19 protein-coding genes are annotated in these 25,262 nt (G+C 70.1%); 12 read left to right on the forward strand and 7 right to left on the reverse strand.

Going from position 1 to position 25,262, the window contains the following annotated elements; translation table 11 throughout:
- Positions 1-15 precede the first annotated feature (15 nt).
- Genes EDF64_RS10830 through EDF64_RS10845 form a run of 4 tightly spaced genes read left to right on the forward strand, consistent with a single transcriptional unit; the run spans position 16 to position 4,827 of the window.
- A complete protein-coding gene (locus EDF64_RS10830; protein WP_243736342.1) occupies positions 16-972 on the forward strand; it encodes an ABC transporter permease in 957 nt (318 codons plus the stop codon).
- On the forward strand, positions 969-2,768 hold the full coding sequence (locus EDF64_RS10835; protein ID WP_243736343.1) for an ABC transporter ATP-binding protein: 1,800 nt from the start codon (positions 969-971) through the stop codon (positions 2,766-2,768). Before EDF64_RS10830 ends, EDF64_RS10835 begins: the two co-directional genes overlap by 4 nt.
- The gene (locus EDF64_RS10840) at positions 2,765-3,637 is read left to right on the forward strand and encodes an alpha/beta fold hydrolase (RefSeq protein WP_133519990.1); all 873 of its coding nucleotides are present in this window, start codon (positions 2,765-2,767) and stop codon (positions 3,635-3,637) included. Before EDF64_RS10835 ends, EDF64_RS10840 begins: the two co-directional genes overlap by 4 nt.
- 8 nt (positions 3,638-3,645) lie before the next feature.
- A complete protein-coding gene (locus tag EDF64_RS10845; protein ID WP_133520025.1) occupies positions 3,646-4,827 on the forward strand; it encodes a family 1 glycosylhydrolase in 1,182 nt (393 codons plus the stop codon).
- Positions 4,828-4,913: 86 nt separating this feature from the next.
- Here the strand turns inward: EDF64_RS10845 and EDF64_RS10850 are convergent, their stop codons facing one another.
- From EDF64_RS10850 to EDF64_RS10865, 4 genes are read right to left on the reverse strand one after another with little or no spacing between them, the layout of a single operon-like run.
- Positions 4,914-5,558, reverse strand: a complete 645-nt coding sequence (locus EDF64_RS10850) for a hypothetical protein (protein WP_133519991.1) — start codon at positions 5,556-5,558, stop codon at positions 4,914-4,916.
- The gene (locus EDF64_RS10855) at positions 5,558-6,220 is read right to left on the reverse strand and encodes a hypothetical protein (RefSeq protein WP_133519992.1); all 663 of its coding nucleotides are present in this window, start codon (positions 6,218-6,220) and stop codon (positions 5,558-5,560) included. The genes EDF64_RS10850 and EDF64_RS10855 overlap by 1 nt, the downstream gene beginning before the upstream one ends.
- A 47-nt stretch (positions 6,221-6,267) precedes the next feature.
- On the reverse strand, positions 6,268-7,446 hold the full coding sequence (locus EDF64_RS10860) for an ankyrin repeat domain-containing protein (RefSeq protein WP_133519993.1): 1,179 nt from the start codon (positions 7,444-7,446) through the stop codon (positions 6,268-6,270).
- 9 nt (positions 7,447-7,455) lie between these two features.
- Entirely contained in the window at positions 7,456-8,796 is a 1,341-nt protein-coding gene (locus EDF64_RS10865; RefSeq protein ID WP_133519994.1) for a hypothetical protein, read from the reverse strand.
- Positions 8,797-8,870: 74 nt separating this feature from the next.
- Here EDF64_RS10865 and EDF64_RS10870 point away from each other — a divergent pair, with 74 nt between their 5' ends.
- From EDF64_RS10870 to EDF64_RS10885, 4 genes are read left to right on the forward strand one after another with little or no spacing between them, the layout of a single operon-like run.
- A complete protein-coding gene (locus EDF64_RS10870; RefSeq protein WP_133519995.1) occupies positions 8,871-10,283 on the forward strand; it encodes a polysaccharide biosynthesis tyrosine autokinase in 1,413 nt (470 codons plus the stop codon).
- Positions 10,280-10,882 (forward strand): low molecular weight phosphatase family protein, encoded by a 603-nt coding sequence (locus EDF64_RS10875; RefSeq protein WP_133519996.1) that lies wholly within the window; start codon positions 10,280-10,282, stop codon positions 10,880-10,882. Before EDF64_RS10870 ends, EDF64_RS10875 begins: the two co-directional genes overlap by 4 nt.
- Complete coding sequence (locus EDF64_RS10880) at positions 10,879-11,988, forward strand: glycosyltransferase (RefSeq protein ID WP_133519997.1); 1,110 nt, start codon at positions 10,879-10,881, stop codon at positions 11,986-11,988. The genes EDF64_RS10875 and EDF64_RS10880 overlap by 4 nt, the downstream gene beginning before the upstream one ends.
- The gene (locus EDF64_RS10885) at positions 11,985-13,121 is read left to right on the forward strand and encodes a glycosyltransferase (protein ID WP_133519998.1); all 1,137 of its coding nucleotides are present in this window, start codon (positions 11,985-11,987) and stop codon (positions 13,119-13,121) included. The genes EDF64_RS10880 and EDF64_RS10885 overlap by 4 nt, the downstream gene beginning before the upstream one ends.
- A 122-nt stretch (positions 13,122-13,243) precedes the next feature.
- Here EDF64_RS10885 and EDF64_RS10890 read toward each other — a convergent pair whose 3' ends face one another.
- From EDF64_RS10890 to EDF64_RS10900, 3 genes are all read right to left on the reverse strand, one after another.
- Positions 13,244-14,737, reverse strand: a complete 1,494-nt coding sequence (locus tag EDF64_RS10890) for an oligosaccharide flippase family protein (protein ID WP_133519999.1) — start codon at positions 14,735-14,737, stop codon at positions 13,244-13,246.
- 19 nt (positions 14,738-14,756) lie between these two features.
- Positions 14,757-15,212, reverse strand: coding sequence for a DUF3060 domain-containing protein (locus EDF64_RS10895; protein ID WP_133520000.1), 456 nt, complete (start codon positions 15,210-15,212; stop codon positions 14,757-14,759).
- Positions 15,213-15,339: 127 nt separating this feature from the next.
- Positions 15,340-20,799: a beta strand repeat-containing protein gene (locus EDF64_RS10900; protein WP_133520001.1), complete on the reverse strand. Its 5,460-nt coding sequence runs from the start codon at positions 20,797-20,799 to the stop codon at positions 15,340-15,342.
- A gap of 257 nt (positions 20,800-21,056) precedes the next feature.
- Here EDF64_RS10900 and dnaK point away from each other — a divergent pair, with 257 nt between their 5' ends.
- The 4 genes from dnaK (at position 21,057) to EDF64_RS10920 (ending at position 25,131) form a co-directional block, all read left to right on the forward strand.
- Complete coding sequence (dnaK, locus tag EDF64_RS10905) at positions 21,057-22,919, forward strand: molecular chaperone DnaK (protein ID WP_133520002.1); 1,863 nt, start codon at positions 21,057-21,059, stop codon at positions 22,917-22,919.
- Between the two features lie 2 nt (positions 22,920-22,921).
- Positions 22,922-23,539, forward strand: a complete 618-nt coding sequence (locus EDF64_RS10910) for a nucleotide exchange factor GrpE (RefSeq protein WP_133520003.1) — start codon at positions 22,922-22,924, stop codon at positions 23,537-23,539.
- Positions 23,540-23,577: 38 nt separating this feature from the next.
- The gene (locus EDF64_RS10915; RefSeq protein ID WP_133520004.1) at positions 23,578-24,585 is read left to right on the forward strand and encodes a DnaJ C-terminal domain-containing protein; all 1,008 of its coding nucleotides are present in this window, start codon (positions 23,578-23,580) and stop codon (positions 24,583-24,585) included.
- Between the two features lie 135 nt (positions 24,586-24,720).
- Positions 24,721-25,131, forward strand: a complete 411-nt coding sequence (locus EDF64_RS10920) for a heat shock protein transcriptional repressor HspR (protein ID WP_133520026.1) — start codon at positions 24,721-24,723, stop codon at positions 25,129-25,131.
- Positions 25,132-25,262 lie beyond the last annotated feature (131 nt).

Below are 25,262 nucleotides of genomic sequence, written 5' to 3' on the forward strand. Positions count from 1 at the left end.
CCCGAGGACGCGCCGATGACCAACAACGCAACCGTCGCCGTGCGGACCCAGGACACGCAACAGAACCAGAACGACGAGCACCGGGCTCCGTCCAAGCTCAAGTCAGCCGGCCGCCAGTTCGGCGTCGTCTGGTCGAACTCGAAGGCCCGGATCGGCATCATCATCCTCGGCGTCTTCGTGCTCGTCGCGATCTTCGCCCCGCTCCTGGCCCCGTACGGTGCCAGCCAGAACGGCTTCGCCCGGTCCGCCGACGCGACCGCCGCGCACTGGATGGGCACCACCGCCGCCGGCGAGGACGTCCTGTCCCAGATCATCTACGGCGCCCGCATCTCGGTCATGGTCGGCGCGGTCGCGGGCATCCTGTCCACGCTCGTGGCCGTCGCGATCGGCCTCAGCTGGGGGTACGTCCGCGGCTGGATCGCCGAGGTCATCGGGTTCATCGTGAACCTCTTCCTCGTGATCCCGGGCCTGCCGCTCATGATCGTCATCGCGGCGTACCTGCAGAACGGCGGCATCGCGGTGATCATCGCGGTCATCGTCGTGACCGGCTGGGCGTGGGGCGCTCGCGTCCTGCGCAGCCAGACGCAGTCGCTCCGTGGTCGGGACTTCGTCACCGCCGCGCAGTTCTCCGGTGAGGGCGCGACCCGCATCGTGTTCCGCGAGATCCTGCCGAACATGACGTCGCTCATCGTGGGCTCGTTCTTCGGTGCGGCCACGAGCGCGATCCTCGCCGAGGCGGGCCTCGAGTTCCTCGGGCTCGGCGACTCGTCGATCGTCAGCTGGGGCACGATCCTCTACTGGGCGCAGAACTCCAACGCGCTGCTCACCGGTCAGTGGATCCTGCTGTTCGCACCGGGCCTCTGCATCGCCCTCCTCGCGATGAGCCTGACCCTGATCAACTTCGGCGTCGACGCCGTGTCCAACCCGCGGCTGCGCGAGGGCGCGCGCCGGAAGAAGGAGAAGACCGCATGAGCGGGTCGCGTGCACCGCAACCAGCAGACGGCCTGGAGGCGCGGGACGGCGCCGCCACGCGCCTCCCGTCCGATGCCACGAACGGAACGGACGACGTCCTGCTCGACGTCCGCAACCTGTCGGTCGTCTACGAATCCGCCGGCCAGGAGGCCGTCCAGGCCGTCGACCACGTGTCGTTCAGCCTGCGGAAGGGCGAGTTCGTCGGCCTGGTCGGCGAGTCCGGCTCGGGCAAGTCGACCCTCGGCTACGCGCTCACCCGGCTGCAGAAGCCGCCGGCGCGCACCAACGGCGGCAACATCGTCTTCGCCGGGCACGACATCCGTGACCTCGACGACGAGGCGCTGCGCCAGCAGCGCCAGGGTGGCTTCGCGATGGTGCTGCAGTCCGGCATGAACGCGCTCAACCCGGTGCGGACCATCCGGAACCACTTCATCGACATCTTCAAGGCGCACGGCCACGTGTCGCGCGATCGCTGGGACGCCCGGATGAAGGAGCTCATCGGCAAGGTGAAGCTCCCCGCGTCGATGCTGGCGCGCTACCCGGGGGAGCTCTCCGGTGGCATGCGGCAGCGCGTGTCGATCGCCCTGGCGCTCTCGCTCGAGCCGCGCCTCATGGTCTTCGACGAGCCGACGACTGCGCTCGACGTCCTCGTCCAGCACGCGGTGATGGACACGATCATCGAGCTGCAGCGGACCGAGGGGTTCACCGCGGTCCTCATCAGCCACGACCTCGGCATCGTGCTCGAGGCCACCGAGCGCGTCCTCGTCATGCACGAGGGACGCATCGTCGAGGACAACGACTCGAAGTCGATCCTGCGCGACCCGCAGGACGAGTACACGCAGATGCTGCTGTCGCACTACGCCGACCCGCGCGCCGAGGTGGTGAGCCTGCCGGGCTTCCCGGACCGGTCGGCGCGAGCGGCGTCGGGTGCGAAGCGGCAGGAGACCACCTCGTCCTTCAGCACCGTCGGATCGCGCGAGCGTTCCGCGGCGAAGAACCCGATCGTGGTGTCCGATCTGGTGAAGACCTACGCCCCGCCGCGCCGCGGTGAGGACCCGGTCCGTGCGGTGCGCGACGTGTCGTTCACCCTCGAGCCCGGGCAGTCCCTCGCCCTCGTCGGGCAGTCCGGGTCGGGCAAGTCGACCATCGCGAAGATGCTCACCGGCGTCGAGAAGCCGACCTCGGGAACCGTCCGCTTCGGCGACCTCGACGTGGCGCGACTCGGCCGGCGCGGTCTCCGCGACCTCCGGTCCGAGGTGCAGATGGTCTTCCAGGACCCGTACGCCGCGCTCAACCCGCTGCACACGGTCGAGTACACGCTGACGCGGCCGGTCGTGAACTACACCGGCCTGAAGGGGCGGGACGCTCGTCGTCGGGTCCTCGAACTCCTCGACACCGTGGGCCTCACCCCGGTGGAGCAGTTCGCGCAGAAGCTCCCGCACCAGCTGTCCGGCGGGCAGCGGCAGCGCGTCGTCATCGCCCGCGCGCTCGCGTCCGACCCGCAGGTGATCATCGCCGACGAGCCCGTCTCGATGCTCGACGTGACCCTGCGTGCCGGCGTGCTCGCCCTCCTCGAGGACCTGCGCGAGCAGTGGGGCGTCTCGCTCCTCTACATCACGCACGACCTGCTGAGTGCCCGACTCATCACCGACGACATCATGGTGCTGCACGACGGCGCCGTGGTGGAACGGGGCCGCACGGCCGAGGTGCTGCAGAACCCGCAGGACTCGTACACGATCGACCTGCTCGACGCGGTGCCGAACCCGCGGCGGGCGCTCGTGGAAGGACGACCATGACCACCCTGCACGACTTCCCGACGGTCCCGCCGTTCGGGCACCTGCCCACCCCTGACGGCGTCGACGTCGTCGGCGTCGACCTGCCGATCGGCCGGCTCACCGCGTACCGCGTCGTCCCGACCGGTCCATCGAAGGGCACGGTGCTCATCGTCCCCGGCTACACCGGTTCGAAGGAGGACTGGCGGACCTTCCTGCCCGTCCTCCGCGACGCCGGGTGGACCGCGGTCGCGATCAGCCGCCGCGGCCAGGCCGACTCGGCAGCGCCGACGGAGCCCCGCGACTACTCGCTCGACGACGAGGCAGCGGACGTCGTCCGGGTCGCCCGGCTGCTCGACGACGGCGCCCCCGTGCACCTCATCGGGCACTCGCTCGGCGGCGTGATCGTGCGCGCCGCAGCGATCCAGGACCCGTCGGCGTTCCGCGACGTCGTGCAGTTCTGCTCCGGGCCGTACGGCTGGCCGTACCGCAAGGTCACCGAGCTGACGATCATGCGCGACACCGGCGGCAACAACCGGCAGCTGTTCGACTCGACCAACCCGCTCTGGGCGTACCGGCCCGACGAGGAGCTCCCCGACGACGTCCGGATGGTCCGCGACCGCTTCGACGCGACGAGCCCGCTCAGCGTCATCGCCGGCGCGCACATCCTCGAGGACCACACCGACGCCTCCGACGAACTCCGCGCCACCGGCCTGCCGGTCCTGGTCACGCACGGCGAGTGGGACGGCGCCTGGCCGATCCCGTGGCAGCGCGAGATGGCCGAGCGCACCGGGGCCGCGTACGAGGTCATCCCGGAGAGCTACCACGGCCCCCAGGTCGAGAACCCGCAGGGGACGGTCGAGGTCTTCGACACGTTCCTCTCTGCCCACTGAAAGGCACCATCATCAGCACACTGCAGTTCCCCGACGGCTTCCTCTGGGGTGCCGCCACCGCCGCCCACCAGATCGAGGGCAACAACGTCAACTCGAACTGGTGGGTGCACGAGCACGAGCCGGACACCACCATCGTCGAACCCTCGGGCGACGCGGCGGACAGCTACCACCGGTACCGCGAGGACATCCGCATCGCCGCCGACCTCGGCCTCAACTCGTACCGCTTCAGCATCGAGTGGGCCCGCATCGAGCCCGAGCGCGGGTTCGTCAGCCGCGCCGAGGTCGACCACTACCGGCGCATGGTCGAGACGTGCCACGAGTTCGGCCTCGAGCCGATCGTCACCCTCATGCACTTCACCGTGCCGCGCTGGTTCGAACGCGACGGCTTCTGGCGTGCGCCCGACGCTGCGGACCTGTTCGCCCGCTACACCGAGGCCGCGCTCCCCGTCGTGCAGGACGGCGTCCGCTACGTGTGCACGATCAACGAGCCGAACATCGCGGCGATGCTCGCGGGCGGCGAGGACGCGGCGAACCTGGTGGCCTACGGCCTGCCGAACCCGGACCTGGGAGTCGCCGACGCTCTGCTGGCCAGCCACAAGCGGTCGCGAGACGTCCTGTCACAGGTGTCGGGCCTCCAGTCCGGGTGGACCGTCGCGACCCAGGCCTTCAAGTCCACCGGTGAGCCGGGTGCGGACGAGATGCTCCGCGAGTACGGCTACCCGCGCGACGACTGGTACCTCGAGAACGCCGCCGGCGACGACTTCCTCGGCGTCCAGGCGTACACCCGCACCTTCATCGGGCCGAACGGGCCGCTGCCCGTCGCGGACGACGTCGAGACGACCCTGACCGGCTGGGAGTTCTACCCGGAGGCCTCGGCCGACGGGCTCCGCAGCGCGTGGGAGCTGTCCGGCCACGTGCCGCTGATGATCACCGAGAACGGCATCGCGACCGCCGACGACACCCGTCGGCAGGCGTACACGCAGGGCGCCCTCGAGGGCATCCACCGGTGCATCGAGGACGGCATCGAGGTCCTCGGCTACCAGCACTGGTCCCTGCTCGACAACTACGAGTGGGCGTCGGGGTTCCGGCCGACCTTCGGGCTCGTCTCGTGGGACCCGGTGACGTTCGAGCGCACGGCGAAGCCGTCTGCGCAGTGGTACGGCGGCGTCGCGAAGGCGAACGCCCTGTAGGTCCGGTCACGACGCGGACAGCGCGACGGACGGGAGGCACGCCTCCTGTCCGTCGCGCTGCGTCACGGCATCGACGTGGCCGGTAGTCAGCCGTCGGCGCCGAGGACGACCTTCGCCTGCTCGGTGCCCACCGTCTCGACGATCGCGAACACGAACAGTGCGTCGCCACTCTTGCCCGGGGCGTCGAGCGTGAACGACCCGTCCGCCCGCGACTTCGTGGAGGCCACGACGCGGTCGTTCTTGTCGAGCGCCCGCACGTCGAGGCCGCCGAGCACCGTGTTGCCGGAGACGGCCCACGTGCCCTGCTCGGTGCGCTCCGAGGTGGTGTTCCACGGCGCCGGCGGCTGATCGAGCCCCGGCATCGTGATCGGGACGCGCACCGAGGTCGCCGACCCGCTGCGGGTGACGAGCTCGAGCTTCGCGTTGGCGTAGGACTTGTGCAGCACGATCGCGAACTCGCCGTTCGGCTTCGCGATGCCCTCACCGACCGGGTACGCGCCGGCGTAGGCCAGCACGCGGTCACCCGGACGGACGAGTCCGTCGATCTGGAACACCAGCCCGTGCTGCGAAACGAGCTGGACCTCGGGCGCCGGCACGGTGCTGGCGGGCGAGGAGCTCGTCGCACCGGCGGGAGCCGCGGTGGCGGGCACGGCCGTCAGGGCAGCGAGGGCGACCCCGACTCCGACGGTCGTGGTGACCACGGCGGTGCGGGCCTTCGAGACGCCGCGCATCAGCGGGCCTGCACCACGAAGTCGGTGCTGATGTACTCGAACTTGACCTCGCTCCACAGCGTGATCGACGACCCGGCCTTTGCCGTGACGTCGAGCGTGAACTCGGACGTCGGGTTCTCGATCGGGCGCTTGCGGTCCTCGTCGAGGATGATCGAGTCGTCACCGGTCGGCGTGGCGACCACCGTCGCGGCACCCGGCGAGACGACCGAGATCCGCCACCGGTCGCCACCGAGCGAGACGATCGACGAGACCCGCGCGCCGTTCTGCTCCTGCGACAGCAGACGGTCGCTCGTCGAGACCGACTGCGAGCCGAGGATGCTGAACGTCTCGAGGAGCTGCCCGGCGGCGGTCGCCGGCACGGTGAACGTGTACGACCCGTTGGTGGCGACGGTGCGTGCGACGACGGTGCCCTCGATGCGGCCCTCGATGCGGTTGCCGGCCTTGGCGGTGCCGGCGACCGTGAACGAACCGTCGGCGTTCTCGGAGACGCTGCGGGTGATGACGAAGCCGCAGCCGTCGGCGGCCGTGCTGCTCGAGGCCGCCGCGCTCGTGGTGGCTGCCGGAGCGGTCGCCGCGGCCATGGCCGGCGTGGTGGCGCCGAGCGTGGCGGCGGCGACGACGGCGGTTCCGATGGCGGTGGTCAGGATGCGCTGTTTGTTCATGCCGGGAACGCTACGACGCCGACATGGTGGAATCTGATGTGTCAGCACTACCGGCGGAGCGTGATGGCCAGCAGCTCCGCGATGGCGCCGTCACGGAGCAGCTCGGCCCGGTCGACGGCGGTCGACGCCTCGTCGTCCACTGCCTGGCGGTCGACGTCGAGCGACAGCGCCACCCGGACCGTCTCGACGTCGCCGGAGTCCACGGCCGCGATCAGCAGCGTCGCCCCGCGTGACCCGAGCGCCCTGGTGTCCGCACCTGCTTCGGCGAGTGACCGCACGATCGCCGCGTGGCCACCCCACGCAGCACGGACGATCGGGGTGTTGCCGTCGCTGTCCCGTGCCTCCAGGTCCGCGCCCGCGGCGACCAGGACCGCGAGGGCACGGCGCGCATCGCGGTCGACCGCCAGCGTCAGCGGCGTCCGCCCCTCGCTGTCCGGGAGCTCGATCGATGCCCCTCGGTGGAGGAGCTCCTCGAGCATCTCGGGGCGGTCGAACCAGGCCGCGGCGTGCAGCGGGGCGAACCCCCAGCGCGGGTCGAGGTCGTCGACGTCACTGGCGTCGTCCGCCAGGTGCAGGCCGCCCAGGTCGCCGTACGCGGCGGCGCGGACGACCTCGTCCGCCCACTCGACCCAGCCGTCCGGGACGGGGCCGTGCCAGCCGCGGGGTGGTCGGGCGTCGAGTGCTGTGAAGACGGCTTCGTCGATGCTCCGGACCTCGACGCTGACGTCCGTGAAGCGGATCGCGACCTCACCGACGGGGGAGACGAGCAGGCGGAGCTCCCAGCTGTCGCGACCGGCGTGCTCGACCTCACCGCGGAGCACGTGGGCATCGCCGGCGAGCAGGGCATCGGGGTCGAGCGTCGCCGGCTCGAGCACCGCGTCGGCGAAGCGCAGGGTGACCCGCGCGTGGTTCCAGCGGCGCCAGAGGCCCTCCGGTGTGTCGAGCACCTCGTCGTTCCGGACCGTGACCTGCGCGTGCAGGACAACCGGGTCGGGTTCGCCGTGGTCGGGGAGCGCGGCGGTGTCGTCACTCGGCTCCGAGGCGTGGCGCCGGCTGGCCTCGACGCGCCAGGTTGCGATACGTGAGTCGGTCCACCGGACGGTCGCGAGCGCGGCGACCCACGGGGGAGCGTCCTCGAGCAGGCGGGTGAGGTGTTCCGAGTGCCCCTCGAAGTCCTCGAGGGACACGTAGCCCACCGAGGGCCAGTTCACTCGACTCCACCGCACGGGTCGAGACTAGCGGCCGACCGTGAGCGGTCGACCGGTCCGGCCCGGCGCCGGACGGGCGACGAGTGCTGGTGCCGAGGGAGTCGAGCCGCGCCGACGTTCGACGGCCACAGCGCACGCGGCCATCGAGACCCAGAGCAGCGGCGTGGAGAGGTCGGGCGTCGCGATGCTCTTCGCGACGAGCAGGGCGAGCAGCCCGACGAGCGCGGGAACGGTCGAACGGTTCCGGAAGGCCACGACCACGAGCACGGCGATGACCGCGCCGAACAGGATGACGCCCGGGAGTCCCACGGTTGCGAGCAACGAGACGGCGAACGACGAGGACCGGTTGCTGCCCAGTCCCGCTCCGAAGCCGAGTGTGTCCCGGAGCACCCCGAGTCCGATCGCGTCCGCTGCCGTGCGGGAGTCGAAGGACTGGCTGCCCACCTTGGCCTCGATGATCCCCAGGACCGGGTCGAGCAGGCGGTCACCCGCGGCGAGGACTGCGACGGCGACCCCGATGGTGCCGAGGACGAGCCACGGTGTCCCTCGGCCGCCGGTGCCGACGTACCGCAGGACGAGCACCACCACCATCGCGAGGACGACGATGGCGCTCGCCGCCACCGCGGTCCCCGAGGCCGACGCGAGCAGGTCGACCGTGGCGAGTCCGGCGAGCACGAGTGCCCCCGCGCGGTGCCGACCCGTCGACGTCAACGCCGTGGTGATCGCGAGCGCGGCGACCGCGAGTGAGAAGGCCGCGAGCTCGCTCGGTTCGGAGAACACGCCGCGGAGTCGGGTGTCCCCCGCCGAGCTGTAGGAGATCTGCAGCGTGTCGAACACCGGACTGAGCACATCGACGCCGACGGCGCGGAGTGCCCCTCGGAAGGCGCTGAGGGCCGTCCCGGTCCAGGCGGCGATCCAGAGCGCCCGGGTGGCCAGACCGCTGCGGACGAGGAAGAGCACCGCGGCCAGAGCGGCGACGAGGTACAGGACCTGAGCGAGATTGCTGATCGAGTACGCCAGCTGGGACGCCGCGCCGACCTGGTGGTCGATCCCGAGGCGCGGGAGCAGGACCGGGATGCCGCGGAACGCCCACGGACCGAGACCCGTGACGGCGATGCTCCAGACGACGAACGCGACCAGCAGTGTCACGGCCGCCGAGTTCGCGACCCGGGTGCGGTCCAGGCTCCATGCGCATCCCGCGACGAGTGCGACGCACGTGAAGACGGGCGCGGAGAACCCGCCGAGTGACACACCGGCCGAAGCGGGGATCCCGGCGCCGAAACCGAGTGCGACTGCGATCCAGCGCGGGTCGCGGCGCATGACGCCCACCAGGGCGACGACGAGGGCGAGCGAGCCGAGCACCGTCATGATTCACCCCACATGCAATATGAAATACATGTTACAGTATATTGACGGCAGCACAACCGACCCGGAGGCCCACCATGACGCTCTCGCAGTTCCTCGCAGTGATGCGCCGCCGCCGGTGGTGGGTCGCAGCTCTGACGCTCCTGGGCATCGCGGCCGCAGGCGTCGTCACCCTCGTCCAGACGCCGATGTACCGCGCCGAGGCCTCGGTCTTCGTCTCCGTCAGCGGCAGCGTGAGCGCGAGCGACCTCAGCCAGGGCGGGTCCTTCTCCGAGGCGCGGGTCTCGTCCTACGCCGAACTCGCCACGGCGCCCCGGGTCCTTCGTGACGCAGCGCGGGCGGCCGGTGTCGAGGGATCGGTCTCGGAACTGGAGCGCGCAGTCCGCGCAACGTCGACGGCCGACACCGTGATCCTGACCATCGGCGCCACCCAGGCGACTCGGAACGATGCGATCGCACTCGCCGACGCCGTCGCCGAGGAACTGGTCGCGGTCGTCGCCGGTATCGAGCGGACCGGTGCCGACGGGCAGGCGCTGGTCCAGCTGAGCGTCTACCAGAAGGCCACGGCCCCGTCTGCGCCGGTGTCTCCTCGGATCCCCGTCAACATCGCACTCGGGCTGCTCGTCGGCATCGGGTCGGGGATCGGGTTGGCGCTGCTCCGCGAGACGGTCGACACGAAGATCCGCTCCGTCGAGATCCTCCGCAGGACCGCCGACCGCACCGTGCTCGCCGAGATCCCGCTCGACGAGGACATGGCGACCGCTCCCCTCGTCGAGATGGACAGCAACTACTCCGGTCGGGCTGAGGCGTTCCGGCAACTCCGGACCCACCTGACCTTCACGAACCTCGACGGCGGACCCCAGACGGTCGTCGTCACGAGCGCCGTCCCAGGCGAGGGGAAGTCCTCGACCTCCGTCAACCTGGCGTTGACCCTCGCGCAGAACGGGCACCGGGTGATCCTCATCGACGCCGACCTCCGACGTCCCTCGACGAGCGTCTCGCTCGACATCGAGAGTCGGGTCGGTCTCTCCACCGTCCTCACGCACCAGGTCGAGCTCGAGGACGCCGTCCAGACCGTCGGCACCCACGGGCTCCACGTCCTGTCGGCCGGACGCGTCCCGCCGAACCCGAGTGAGCTCCTCGGCTCCCGCCAGATGAGCATGCTGCTCGACATCGTCCGGCAGACGTACGACTACGTCATCATCGACGCGCCGCCGGTGCTCCCCGTCACCGATCCCACCGTGTTGGCCGGCCTGTCCTCGGGCGTGCTGTTCGTGACCGCGGTCGACGGGCGGGCGACGACGACCGAGGTCGGGCAGGCACTCGCCACGCTCGACGCCGTCGGTGCGCGCGTGCTCGGACTCGTCGCCAACCGTGTGCGCGGGCAACGACGCCAGTCGACCTACTACGGGTACGCGCCGAGCACGCCGGTCAGCGAGAGCCCACGTCGTGCTCGCCGGGCTCGCGATGGCAAGGCAGGCCCCCGATGACCCCGCGGTCGATCCTGTTCGTGTGCGAGGGCAACATCTGCCGCTCGCCCTACGCGGTGGCGGCCTTCGCCGAACGCTGGCGCACCCTTCCCGGTGCGCGCCCGGCACATGTGTCGAGCGCCGGCACGAAGGCTCCCGCCGGAGCCGCCGCCCACGAACGCCTCAGCGACCTCGTCCGGACGGCAGGCGCACGCGACGGCCTCACCGCCCACCGTGCTCGTCCGATCGAGACGGCCGCGCTCCGTGGCCAGCACCTCGTCCTCACCATGGAACGACGACAGCGGGGCGACGTCCTCGACCTCGCTCCGGCAGTCCTCCGGCGAACCTTCACCCTGCTCGAACTGGACCGGCTCGCAGGGCCGCTGCTGGACTCGTGGGACGGGGACACCGTCCGCGCGGGTGACACGGTCCACGAACTCCTCGCCCGCCAGCGCGCCGTGACCGGGAACCCCGGCGGCGGCGTGGACGACCTCGCTGATCCGGTCCGCGGCGCAGCGGCCGAGTTCCGCGCGATGGCCGATCGGATCGATTCCGCGATCGACTCGCTGGTGGCGCTCCTGGTGCGGTTCGACGACGCGACCCGAGGCGGCGCGCTGTGACCGGGCGTGGCCTCATCGTCCACGAGTGGATCGAACGCGTGGGCGGTGCCGAGCGGGTGCTCGACGAGTTCGCGGCGATGCACCCCGACGCAGACATCCTCTGCCTCTGGAACGACCACCCGGACCGCTACCGAGCCGGTCGTGTGCACGAGAGTCCCCTTGCTCGGACGCCGCTTCGTGGGCGGAAGGCTGCGGCCATGCCGTTCATGCCGAGCGTCTGGCGCCGCGCCGCCGCCGCCCTCGGTGAGCACGACTGGGCGCTGGTGAGCTCGCACCTCTTCGCCCACCAGGTGCGGGTCGCCGGGGTCGCGCCCGAACGGCAGTTCACCTACGCGCACACACCCGCTCGCTACCTCTGGAGCCCCGAGCTCGACGAGCGGGGCCGGTCGCTCGCTGCACGACTCGCCGGGCCGGCGTTCCGACGACTCGACCGCGCCCGCGCCTCCGGGATCCGGAACCTCGCCGTCAACAGCGTGTTCGTGCAGGAGCGTGTCCGTCGCACGTGGGGCGTCGAGTCGATCGTCATCCACCCGCCGGTGGACGTGCGGCGCGTCCGAGACGCCGTGCGCGCCACCGATGCGTTCACCGACGCCGAGCGCACGGTCCTCGACGAGCTGCCGGACGACTTCGTGCTCGGCGCATCCCGCTTCGTGGCGTACAAGCGGCTCGACGTCGTGATCGCTGCCGGCGTCGCCACGGGGCGGCCGGTCGTCATCGCCGGGTGCGGTCCGGACGAAGCGCGGCTCCGAGCCCTCGCCGCAGCGTCGGGCGCGGACGTCACCTTCGTCACCGCGCCGTCGGACCGGCTGCTCGCGTGCCTGCTCGACCGTGCGGCCGTGTTGGTCTTCCCCGGCGTCGAGGACTTCGGGATCCTGCCCGTCGAAGCGATGGCGCTCGGCACCCCGGTCCTGGTGTCCGACATCGGCGGGAGCCGCGACTCGGTCTCGGCCCGCAGCGGTGTCCACCTTCCCGATCACGACCCGGTCACCCTGCGGTCGGCGGTGGACGCGGCCGTCCGCCTCGACCCGGCTGCGTGCCGGCGCGACGCCGACCGGTTCGCTCCGGAGCGGTTCCGAGCGGAGGTGACGGCGTGGACCGGCCGGTGAACGACAGCCGTCCCGTCGTCGCGTTCCTGACACACTCGGCGCAGCTGTCCGGCGCCGAGCTCTTCCTCCTGCGGGTGACCGCGGCGATGCGACGCATCCGGCCGCTCGTGGTGCTCGGGGAGCACGGCCCGCTCGAGCATGCCCTCGTCGAACGCGGCGTCGACGTCGAGGTGGTGGAGCTCCCCACGACGGTCCGCTCCCACACCGGGCAGAGCCGCGGCGGTGCCACGATCGGCAAGTCGCTGGGGGTCGTGGCGACCGTCCGCCGGACCGCGCGTGTGCTCCGCGCTCGCCGCGTGGCCGCCGTCACGACGCACTCGGCCAAGGCGCACCTGTACGGCGGGCTGGCCGGTCGTCTCATCCGGGTGCCGGTCGTCGCGCACCTGCACGGGGTGCTCGGGACCGCTGACGTGCACCGGGCCAACACCGTCCTGCTGCGCACCGTGCTCAGGACACTCCCGTCCGCGGTGATCGCCAATTCACGCTGCACGGCCCGCTCGCTCGGGGGTCGCGCACCGGTGACCGTGGTCGGGTGTCCGGTCAGCATCCCTCCGCACACACCCGTCGCCTCGTCCGACGTCGTCGTCGTCGGTCGGCTGTCGGCCTTCAAGGGGCAGGACGTCGCGATCCGCGCGTTCGCTCGCGCCACGGCAAGGGCGGCGGGGCCGACCGCGCCGCGCCTCCGGATCGCCGGAGCGGCGCTGTTCCCCCGTGACGCCGCGTACGCGGACGGTCTCCGCGCGCTCGCGGACCAGCTCGGCGTCGCTGACCGCGTCGACTTCCTCGGGCACGTCACCGACGTGTCGACAGAACTCGCGAACGCCGGCATCGCCGTCCACGCCAGCCCGTTGCCCGAGGGATTCGGGCAGGTCGTCGTCGAGGCGATGGCAGCTGGTCGACCGGTGATCGCCAGTGCGGCCGGCGGACCCGCAGAACTCATCGAGGACGGTGTCGACGGTCTCCTCGTCCCGCCGGGCGACGATGTCGCGCTCGCCGCGGCGATAGGTCGGCTCGTCGACGACACGGCGCTCGGCGACCGGCTCGGAGCCGCTGCCCGCGTCAGCGCACGCCGGTTCGGACTGGACGGCATCGTCGGCGAACTCGAGGAAGCACTGCTGCGCGCATGTCGCTGACGGGCGGTTGACGCGACCCCGGACAGGAGGCGCGGTGCGGGTCCGACCCGCACCGCGCCTCCTGTCCGTCGTCGCGCCCAGGGCGCTCCCAGCGGCGCGGCCGCTGGTGGAACTCCGAGCCGTCAGCCGGCCGCCGGACCTGCGAGCGTCACGCCGCGACGGCGGGCGCGCGCCACGAGCGTTCGCGTCCTGGGGAGCGCGAGGAGCAGGACCGCCCACACGACGATCGCGCTGCCGCCGGCGACGGTCAGCGTGCCGAGCTGCGGCAGATCCGTCGCGGTCGTCAGGAGAAGCGCGACGGCCGTGCAGACGGCCGCCACCACTGCGGGCTCGACGAGTGCCGAGAGGAGGTCGCGGACTGCGAGGCCAGCGCGCGCGGCGATGACGAGGAAGCCGGGGACGGTCAGCAGGACCGTGACGACGGAGGCGCCCACGGCGACGCCGGTGACACCCCACGCGCTGCCGACGAAGAACGCGACGACGGTGAGCGGGCGGCTGACGAAGCAGTCCCACAGGGTCTGACGACCGGCCAGGCCGTGGGAGAGCGCGACGAACGTCGTGACGCTCGTCACCACGGTGGCCATGCCCAGCGGGACCATCGCGCGGAACAGCGGGACGGACTCGGCCCACGCGGTGCCGAACAGCGACACGACGGCGGGCTCAGCGAGGACCGCGAGGACGGCGAGGGCGGGCCACAGGACGCTGCACGCCAGCAGGAGGACCGCCCGGAATGCGGTTCGGTACCGTGCCGGATCCTCGACGAGGCGTGCGAGCGCCGGCACGGCCACGCGACGGAGTGGACCGTTGACCTGTTCGACGGGGAGCACCACGAGCTGTGACGCCTGGACGTACACCCCGGCCGCAGCAGTGCCGAACAGCGCCGCGACGACGAGTCGATCGAAGCTGCGGACCAGCCACTCGAGCCCTTGTGACACGGTCGCGTTGCCGGCGAAGGCGAGCTCGGCGCGGAGGGTGCGGAGGGGCGCGGCGACACCCGGGCGCCACGGTGTCCGGGCGACGACGATGCCGCACAGGACGACCGCGTACGAGGCCGCCTGGAGGAGCGGAGCACCACCACCGAGGCCCGCGGCGGCAGCGCTGATCGCGACCGTGCACGAGACCACGGCGGCGGCGACCTCGGCCGTGCCGATCGGTCGGAACCTGAGGTTCCGGGCGAGCAAGGCGGTCGGGACTGCGCCGACACCCGCGGCGAGGAAGACGACCGCGAGGAGCGGGAACGTCCACACCCCCGCGGGCAGGACGGCCGCGGGGGTGAGGGCGCCGGCGACGAGCAGCGCGAGCGCAACGAGGGCGCCGACCGCGATGCTGAGGCGGTGCAGGGTGCTGGCCGCGCCGGCGGAGAGCGCGGGTGCCCGGGACACGAGCCAGGTGATGCCCCCGGAGCGGACGAGCTCGGCGGCAGTGACCGCGACGAGAGCCGTGGCTGCTGCGCCGAACTCGGACGGCCCGATCATGCGTGCCACGAGGATCATCGTGACGAGCTGGATCGAGAACCGGCCCCAGGTCGTCAGTGCCGATGCCACCACACCACGGGTGGCTGCGGAGCCGAGCTCCCGTGAGTCCGCCCAGTCGGGTGCCGTGGTGCGGGTGCGCATCGCTCTGGCCCGGCCGGGATCAGCGCTGGACGGTGTTGCTCTTGCCGGAGTCGTCGACCTTCGGCTTCGACGGGGTGCTGACGCGGTTGCCGTCGCCGGAGATGACCACCTTGTCGACGGACTTGACGTCGATGCCGTTGATCGCGCCCTTCACGGTGAGGCTCTCGACCGCGCCGAGGTGGATCACGGTGTTGCTCGACTCGACCACGACGGTGGCGCAGTCGCCGAGGGTCACCTCCTTGTTGTTGACGTCGGCGATCGTGGCCGTGCCGTCGGTGCACGGGACCTCGGCCTGCTCGAGCGGAGGGGCGACGATGTCGGAGGTCGGGTTGGGGGTCCGTTCCGCGGTGGGGGAAGCCTTGGCCGTCTTGTCGGGGGTGGATCCGCCGGTCGAGCAGCCGGCCAGGAGCGCGGCCAGGGACGCAGCGGTGGCGACGGCGATGAGGGTGCGGCGGGTCTTCGTGGAGGTGCGCATGGTGGTCCTTTCGGAGGTTCTGGTACTCAATATACTAACATGTGACATAGAAAAGCGGGGCATCCGGGAGTCCGGATGCCCCGCTTCTCAGGGCTTGCTCGGGTGGTGCTCGTTCAGCGGTTGCTGACTACTGCACGCGGACCGTCACGTGGGTCATGACGAGCTTGCCGCCCTTGGTGCGCTGGTGCGCCCAGAACTGGTACCGGCCGGTCGGCAGCGTCAGTTCCGAGTTGGTGGTGGACCAGACGCCGTTCCGCACGTCCGTGTTCCCGATCGGGGTGGACGCCGAGAAGTCGGTCCCGTTCACCTGGACGTTCGCGCCGTCGTTGCCCGTCCCCGAGATCTCGAGGTTCCGGTCACCGACGATGCCGCCTTCCGTCTGCGACGTGATCGCAGGAGTGTTCTGGCCGTAGTCGAGCGTCACCGGCACAGACTGCGAGGTCTGCTCCTTGCGGGTCTGGCTGACGGAGAACTGCTGTGCTCCGAATCCGACCTTCGAGGGGTCGATGGCGAGGTTGTACGAGCCGTTGGAGTTGGTGATGACCTGGCTCGCGATGACCGCGCCGGCGGTGTTCTTCGCCTGGACGGTCGCACCGGTCTGGCCGGTGCCGCGGATGCCTGCCCACTCGCGGACGTTGGAGGTGAAGTACCCCTCCGCCGTCGGCGCGTTCGGCATGCTCTGCTCGACCCGCACCGTGGTGTGGGTCATGACGAGCTTGCCGCCCTTGGTGCGCTGGTGCGCCCAGATCTGGTAGGCGCCAGTCGGCAGCGTCAGCTCGTCGTTGGACACCGTCCAGGTTCCGTTGCGGACGTCCGCGTTCCCGATGGGGGTGTTGGTCGTGAAGTCCGTGCCGTTGACCTGCACGTTGCCGCCGGCGGAGCCGGTACCGGTGAACTCGAGGTCCTCACTGCCGATCGTTCCGCCCTCGGAGAGGCCCGTGAACGCGACCGTGTTCTGGCCGTAGTCGAGCGTCACCGGCACGGACTCGGACGTCTTGCCCGCTCGCGTCTGGCTGACCGAGAAGGCCTGCTCCCCGAAACCGACCTTCGACGGGTCGATGGCGAGGTTGTAGGCGCCGGAGGTGATGACCTGGCTGGCGATGACCGTACCGGCCGAGTTCTTCGCCTGGACGGTCGCACCGATCTGGCCGGTGCCGCGGATGCCTGCCCACTCGCGGACGTTCGAGGTGAAGTACCCCTCGGCCGTCGGCGCGCTCGGCGTGCTCTGCTCGACACGGACCGTGACGTGGGTCATGACGAGCTTGCCGCCCTTGGTGCGCTGGTGCGCCCACAGCTGGTAGAGGCCAGCAGGGAGGTTCAGATCAGCGTTGCTGGCAGTCCAGACACCGTTCTCCACGTCCGTGTTGGCGATGGAGATGTTGTTCGAGAAGTCCGTACCGTTCACCTGGACGTTGCCACCGGTCGTGCCGGTTCCGGAGAGCTCGACGCCCTCGTTGCCGATCACACCGCCTTCGGCGACCGAGGTGATCCGCGGCGCGTTCTGGCCGTAGTCGAGCGTGACCGCGATCGGCTCGGACGTCTTGCCGTCACGGGTCTGGCTGACGGAGAACTGCTGTGCTCCGAATCCGACCTTCGAGGGGTCGATGGCGAGGTTGTACGAGCCGTTGGAGTTGGTGATGACCTGGCTCGCGATGACCGCGCCGGCGGTGTTCTTCGCCTGGACGGTCGCACCGGTCTGGCCGGTGCCGCGGATGCCTGCCCACTCGCGGACGTTGGAGGTGAAGTACCCCTCCGCCGTCGGAGTGGCCGGAGCGCTGTCCTGGATGGTGACCGTCGTGGAGCCCTGGGCGCGGAAGTCGCCCTGGGTGGCGTCACCGGCGAGGACGAAGCCGAGGCTCGTGGTGGCGGAGGCGGCGTCGGCGTTCGCGGCGACGTTGATCGACCAGCGGAAGTTGGTCTTGTCCGTCACGGCCCAGGTCGGCGAACCGGTGGAGGCCTTCCAGGTGTACGTGTAGGTCTTGCCGTCGTCGGAGCGGACGCCGTCGGTCAGCTGCATGCCGGTGCCGGCCCATCCACCCGAGCCACCCATCTGGTACTGGCCGTTGATGGTGTTCTGGCCAGCGGGGAAGGTGGTGCCCTCCGGAGCGTTGAACTCGATCGTGCCCTCGGGCAGACGCAGCGCACCGTTCGCGGTGGCGAGGACCTGGACGGCCTTGGTCTCGCCGGCCGCGATCTCGACCGCGGGCGAGGTGCCCGGGACGATGGTGCCGTTCTCGCCGACGGTGATGGCGACGACCTTCTGGTCGACCTTGGTGCCGTTGACGAGCTGTTCGACGGTGCGGTTCTGCGCGCCCACGGCGAGGCCGGTGACGGTCATCGACCACGCGCCGGTCGTCTCGTGCGCCGTGACCTCCTGCGTGCCGACCTTGACGGTCGCACCCGGCGTCGCGGTGCCGCCGATGACGGCGGAGCGAGCGATGTTGTTCACCTTGCTGACCCCGGCGGTCAAGGACGCGTTGAAGACGACGTCGGTCGTGCCGGCGGCGCGGTACGTGCCCTTGTTGCTCGAACCCTCGAAGACGAACCCGAGGTCACCGGCCCCGGCAGACTGCACGGCCGGCGTGGTGACGACCGCGCCCCAGCGGACCTGGGTGCCTTCCTTGAGCGCGATCCCGCTCCCGTTGACGTGGTCGTAGGTCAGCGTACGACCGTCGTTGCTGATCGTGCCGTTCTTCAGCTGCAGGAGGGCGGAGTTCGTCCATCCGCTGCTCTCGGCGTGACGGTACTGACCGGTCAGCGTCGGGAAGCCGGACTTGAACGTGGTGCCCTCGGGCGCGGTGAGGACGACCGTCCCGTTGATCGCGGTGAGCGTGTTCACGTCCGAGGTGAAGCCGAACTGGACGTTCGTGTCCTTCGCCGGGTTCAGCGTGAAGGCGTCGTAGTCGGAGGGGGTGAGCCCGCCGTTCTCGAGGATGGTGATCGTGAGCGACTCGTCGTCGATCTTGGTGCCACCGATGAGCTGTTCGACCGTGATCTCGTTGGCCCCGGTCGCGAGGTCCGCGAGCGTCATCGTCCAGTCGCCGGTCTCGGCGTCCGCGACGACGGTCTGGGTGCCGACGCGGATGGTCGCGCCCGGGGTCGCGATGCCACCGATGACGGCGGACTTGGCGACGTGGTCGGTGCTCTGCAGCAGCGCGGTCAGGTCGACGTTGGAGTCCTGGATGGTGACGGCGGTGGAGCCCTGGGCGCGGAAGTCGCCCTGGGTGGCGTCACCGGCGAGGACGAAGCCGAGGTTCGTGCTGGTGGCGGCGGCGTCGGCGTTCGCGGCGACGTTGATCGACCAGCGGACGTTCGTCTTGTCCACGACGTTCCACGCGGGCGAGCCGTTGGCGGCCGGGTCCCAGTTGTACGTGTAGGTCGTGCCGTCGTCGGAGCGGACGCCGTCGGTGAGCTTCATGCTCGCCTGGTTGTTCCAGTTGCCGGTCCCGCCGGTCTGGAAGGCACCCTGGATCTCGTCCTGGCCGGCCGGGAAGGTCGTGCCCTCCGGTGCGGTGAAGGTGATCGCACCCTCGGGCTTGGTGACGGGACCGTTGGCGGACGCGAGGACCTGAACGGCCTTGGTCTCGCCGGCCGTGATCTCGACCGCGGGGGAGGTGCCGGGGACGATGGTGCCGTTCTCGGCGACGGTGATCGCGACGACCTTCTGGTCGACCTTGGTGCCGTTGACGAGCTGCTCGACGGTACGGTTCTGCTCGCCCACGGCCAGGCCGGTGACGGTCATCGACCACGCGCCGGTGGTGTCGTCGGCGGTGACGTCCTGCGTGCCGACCTGGACCGTTGCGCCGGGCGTCGCCGTGCCGCCGACGACGGCGGAGCGTGCGACGCTGTTCACCTTGCGGACCTCGGCGGACAGCGCGACGGTTTCGGTCTCGATCGTCGTCGGCGTCGAACCCGACAGGTTGAAGCTGCCCTTGTTGGTGGCGCCGGAGTACGTCGCCGCCATGCTTCCCGAGCCGCCCTCTGCGCCGGCCGTGACCTTGACCTCGGGCTGCCAACGGTACTGGGAGCCGACGCTGCTGTTCATCCCGGTGATGTTGCTGTCGTAGGTCAACGTGCGGCCGCCGTTGCTCCGGACGCCGTTCGTCAGGTTGTAGCCGAAGCGGGAGTCCCATGCGGTGTCGCCCGCCTGGCGCCACTGGCCGGGAAGTGTGGCCTGCCCGGTCGAGAAGGTCGTCCCGGCGGGGGCGGTGAACACGACCGAGCCGGTCATCGAGGTGATCCCCGCTTCGTACGCCACGAGGCCGGACTCGACTGCGGTTGCCTTCTCGCGGTCGAGGGCAACGGCGTCCTTGTCGGCGAAGATGAAGCCGCCGTTCTCGGACGGGGCGGGGATGATCGTGCCTGTGGTGCCCTGTGCTCGGTAGGTGCCCTTGTTGGTGGTGCCGTCGAACGTGAACCCGAGCGTGCCGTTGCCGCTGGCGGCATTGCTCGGGGTGCTGACGAGCGCGCCCCATCGGACTTCGGAGTTGTTGTTGAATCGGACTCCTGCGGCGGACGCGAGCTGGAACGTCAGGGTCCGGTTGCTGTTGCTCAGCGTGCCGCCCGTGAGGTTGAGGGCCGTCGTGTTCGACCAGTTCGTCTCGCCCGCGTGACGGAACTGCGCCTGGAGCGAGGTCTGGCCGGACTTGAAGGTGGTGCCCGTCGGCGCGTTGAGGACGACGGTGCCGTTGAGGCTGGTGAAGCCGTCGGCCTTCGTCTTGACGCCGAACTGCACGTTCGTGTCAGCGCCCCGCTGGAGCGTGAACGAGCTGAACGCCGAGGGATCGACTGCGCCGTTCGCGAGGACGGTGATCGAGAGGACCTTCTGGTCGATCTTGGTCCCACCGACGTGCTGCTCGACCGTGCGGGAGTTCGCACCGTTGGCGAGGCCGGTGATGGTCATCGACCACGCACCGGTCGTGGCGTTGGCGGTGACCTGCTGCGTGCCGACCTTGATCGTCGCGCTCTTCGTCGCGGTGCCACCGATGACGGCCGACTTCGCGACGTTGTTCACGCTCGTCACCGACGCCGTCAGCGCAGTCTTGGAGACGAACGCCGACGTGTCCCCGAGGAAGTCGCTTCCCGGGGTGGCGAATGACATGACGCGGCGACCATCTCCGGCGAGGTTTTTCGGACTGCCGACGAAGGAGTTGTACTGGCGGTTCTGCAACTTGCCGTTCTGGAGTCGCCAGTCGTTGGTGGCCGAATCGGAACAGCCGGTCGAGATGCCGATGTACGTCTCGAGGCCGGTCGTCGTCGTTCCAACGACGCAGCGGCCGCTGTTTTCGAGCCTGAACCATCCACTCTGGCTCGATTCCACAACATTGTACGTACGTGCCCCCGCCTGAGCAGCAGCGAGAGTCGAGTACGAAACGACCTCGTTGTACGTGTCGGCGTGCTCAACGGAGTGGACCTGGGTTTGCCAGCCCTGGAAGAGCAGCTTGGTCTGGCCGAGGACGGCGTTCGAAGAGGCCTTGGGGGACTTGGCGGGAGCGGCGGTGGCCGCGGCAGGGCCGAAGCTCAGGCCGGACAGGATCGTCGCGGCCGCCAAGCCGGCGGCGAGCGTGCCCTTGATGGAGGGAGTCATGTGTTGGGTTCCTTCGTGTCGGGCCACGCGTCGTGCACGGCTCAGCAGATGTCTCCAAGATTAGCATGTGAAATACCAACGCACAATATTGCATAGCCGTGCGATGCCAACGCGGGCACGGCCCGAGAACTTGCGTCCCTCTGACGCAACTTTCAGCTCCCAGAGTTGACGCGCCTCCAGTCCGGAGTAGAGTTGAGTCCATCGGACGCAAGTCCGCAGACTTCAGCATCACGCACCGACAGAAGGAGCACCCACACATGGGACGTGCAGTAGGCATCGACCTCGGAACCACCAACTCGGTCGTCAGCGTTCTCGAAGGTGGCGAGCCCACCGTCATCGCCAACGCCGAGGGCATGCGCACCACGCCGTCGATCGTCGCGTTCACCAAGGACGGCGAGGTCCTGGTCGGCGAGACCGCCAAGCGCCAGGCCGTCACGAACGTCGACCGCACCATCGCCTCGGTCAAGCGCCACATCGGCACCGACTGGACGACGGACATCGACGGCAAGAAGTACACGCCGCAGGAGATCTCCGCGCGCATCCTCGGCAAGCTCAAGCGCGACGCCGAGCAGTACCTCGGTGAAGACGTCACCGACGCGGTCATCACCGTGCCGGCGTACTTCAACGACGCCGAGCGCCAGGCCACGAAGGACGCCGGTGAGATCGCCGGGCTCAACGTCCTCCGCATCATCAACGAGCCGACCGCGGCCGCGCTGGCCTACGGCCTCGACAAGGGCAAGGAAGACGAGCTCATCCTGGTCTTCGACCTCGGTGGCGGCACGTTCGACGTCTCCCTGCTCGAGGTGGGCAAGGACGACGACTTCTCCACGATCCAGGTCCGTGCGACCTCCGGTGACAACCGCCTCGGTGGTGACGACTGGGACCAGCGCATCGTCGACTACCTGATCAAGAAGTTCAAGGACGAGCACGGCGTCGACCTGTCCACGGACAAGATCGCCAAGCAGCGCCTCAAGGAAGCCGCCGAGCAGGCCAAGAAGGAGCTGTCGAGCCAGCTGAGCGCCAGCATCCAGCTGCCGTACCTCACGCTGACGGCCGACGGCCCGCTGAACCTCGACGAGACCATCTCGCGCGCCCAGTTCGAGCAGATGACCTCCGACCTGCTCGACCGCACGAAGAAGCCCTTCAACGACGTCATCAAGGAAGCGGGCGTGTCCGTCAACGACATCGCGCACGTGGTCCTCGTCGGCGGCTCGACCCGCATGCCCGCCGTGGCCGAGGTCGTCAAGTCGCTGACCGGTGGCAAGTCGCCGAACCAGGGCGTCAACCCGGACGAGGTCGTCGCCGTCGGCGCCGCACTGCAGGCCGGCGTGCTGAAGGGCGAGCGCAAGGACGTCCTGCTCATCGACGTCACGCCGCTGTCGCTCGGCATCGAGACCAAGGGCGGGCTGATGACGAAGCTCATCGACCGCAACACCGCGATCCCGACCAAGCGGAGCGAGACCTTCACGACCGCCGACGACAACCAGCCGTCGGTCGCGATCCAGGTCTTCCAGGGCGAGCGCGAGTTCACCCGCGACAACAAGCCGCTCGGCACGTTCGAGCTCACCGGCATCGCGCCGGCTCCTCGTGGCGTCCCGCAGGTCGAGGTCACCTTCGACATCGACGCCAACGGCATCGTGCACGTGTCCGCGAAGGACAAGGGCACCGGCAAGGAGCAGTCGATGGTCATCTCCGGCGGCTCGTCGCTGCCGAAGGAGGACATCGAGCGCATGGTCCGCGAAGCCGAGGAGCACGCCGCCGAGGACAAGGCCCGTCGTGAGGCGAACGAGCGTCGCAACCAGGCCGAGCAGCTCGTCTACTCGATCGAGAAGCTCATCAAGGAGAACGACGAGAAGCTCCCCGCGGACGTCAAGTCCGAGGTGCAGGCCGACGTCGACTCCCTGAAGTCCGCACTCGCGGGCGAGGACGAGGACGCCGTGAAGACGGCCTTCGACAAGCTCAACGAGTCGCAGGGCAAGCTCGGTCAGGCGATCTACTCGCAGCAGGACGCAGGCGCTGCCGCCGGTGGCGAGCAGCCCGCGGGCGAGCAGCCGGCCGACGACGAGGACATCGTCGACGCCGAGGTCGTGGACGACGAGGACGACAAGGACAAGAAGTAACGATGACGGATCCCAAGGACGACGTCCCCAACGAGGACGAGCCCCAGGTCGAGGGTGACGCCACCAACGCCGAGCAGCCGGAGGACCTCATCGAGGCCGAAGGTCCCGACGTCGAGGTGCCCAGCGACCTGAGCCCCGAGGACCAGGCACTGCTCGACGACGCCGCTCGCGGAATCCAGGAGGACAAGCTGTCCGACTCGGACCGCGACCTCGTCGCCGAGATGCGCGCGGACATGCTCCGTGCGCAGGCCGAACTGGTGAACTTCCGGAAGCGCGTCGAGCGCGACCGCGAGGCCAACCGCGAGGTCGCCATCGCCGAGGTCGTCCGGGCTCTCCTGCCGGCGCTCGACGACCTGACCCGCGCCGAGGCGCACGGCGACCTGACCGAGGGCCCCATGCAGGTCATCGGCCAGAAGATCCGCGGCGGCTTCGAGAAGTTCAAGCTCGTGCAGATCGGCGAGAAGGGCGAGTCCTTCGACCCGAACATCCACGAGGCGATCGTGCAGCTCCCGACACCGGGCGCCACCGGCCAGACCGTGGCGGACGTCGTCGAGCCGGGCTACAAGCTCGGCGAGCGCGTGCTCCGTGCGGCCAAGGTCGCGGTGGCGGTCCCGGCCTGAGCCGGGCAGCGGTGCGGCAGGACGAAAGGTAGGTATCCGTGGCCAGTCAGGACTGGTTCGACAAGGACTTCTACAAGGTCCTCGGGGTGTCCAAGGACGCCTCCGACGCCGAGCTGAAGAAGACCTACCGGAAGCTCGCACGGCAGTTCCACCCGGACTCCAACCCGGGTGACGCTGCCGCCGAGAACCGCTTCAAGGAGATCAGCGAGGCCTACTCGGTGCTCTCCGACAAGGAGCAGCGCCAGGAGTACGACCAGGTCCGCGCCATGGGTTCCGGCGCTCGCTTCACGGCGGGTGGCGGAGGCCAGGGCGGCGGGTTCGAGGACGTCTTCGGGGGCATGTTCGGGCAGCAGGGCGGCGGGCAGCGTGTCCGCTTCGGCCAGAGCGGCGGCGGTGCCGGCGGCTTCGAGGACATCCTCGGCGGCATGTTCGGTGGCGGCGCGGGCGGCGGCTTCGGCCAGCCCTCCGGCGGCTACCGCGGCTTCGGCGGTCCGACGAAGGGGCGCGACGTCACCGCGACGACGACGCTCGACTTCACCACCGCGATCGCCGGCGAGACGGTCAAGCTCTCGCAGGGCAACGGCCGCCCGGTGAACGTCCGCATCCCCGCGGGCGTCGCCGACGGCCAGAAGATCCGGCTCCGTGGGCGCGGGGAACCGTCGCCCGACGGCGGTGAGGCCGGTGACCTCGTGGTCACCGTGACCGTCCGGAAGCACCCGGTCTTCGAGCGCGACGGGCAGAACCTCCGCCTGGACGTCCCCGTGACGTTCGTCGAGGCAGCGCTCGGCGCGACGATCCAGGTCCCGACGCTCGGCGGCGAGCCCGTCAAGCTGAAGGTCGCTTCCGGCACGCCGTCGGGTCGCGTCCTCCGCGTCAAGGGCCGCGGTGTCACGACCAAGAACGGGACGGGCGACCTGCTCGCCACCGTCCAGGTCGCGGTGCCGTCGCACCTGTCCGACAAGGCGCGCGAGGCCGTCGAGGCGCTCGCGGAGGCCCTGCCGGACGAGAACCCGCGCGAGGACCTCCTCGCCAAGGCGCGCAGCTGACGCGCGCGTTGACAACGCAAGAAACGCAGTAGACCGGGCCTGGAGGCGCGGCGCGGCTTCCTGACGGACGCTCGCCGAGCCTCCAGGCTGGTTTTCAGACCACGCGAACGACGGAAGGAGCACTCGATGACCGACATGGACGAGAACTCGCCCGTCTTCGCGATCGCGGTGGCGGCGGAGCTGGCCGAGATGCACCCGCAGACGCTGCGGCAGTACGACCGGCTCGGCCTGGTCGTGCCTGGGCGGACCCGCGGTGGATCGCGCCGGTACTCGATGCGGGACATCGCGCAGCTGCGTGAGATCGCGCGACTCGGTTCCGAGGGGGTGTCGCTGGAGGGGATCCGGCGGGTGCTCGAGCTCGAGAACGAGAACAAGGAACTGCGGGACCGGGTGCGGGAGCTCGAGACGGCGTTGGCCGATCAGCTCATCAGCCGGCCGGGTGCGCGGGTGTTCGCGGCCACGGCGAGTGGTGCGGCGATCTCGTTGAAGGCGGGGTCGCGGCCGCAGCGGAACACGCAGATCGTGTTGTGGCGGCCGCCGCGCTGACGCTTGTCGAACGGACAACGCCCCCGTCCTCCTTTGTGGAGGGCGGGGGCGTTGTGGTGTTCGGTTGTGTGTTGGTCAGTTGACGATCTTGACGTCGTGGCTGGTGTAGGTGGTCTTGCCGCCCTTGGTGG

Origin of the sequence: Curtobacterium flaccumfaciens (genome assembly GCF_004361695.1) — a bacterium.
Classification (GTDB): domain Bacteria; phylum Actinomycetota; class Actinomycetes; order Actinomycetales; family Microbacteriaceae; genus Curtobacterium; species Curtobacterium flaccumfaciens_B.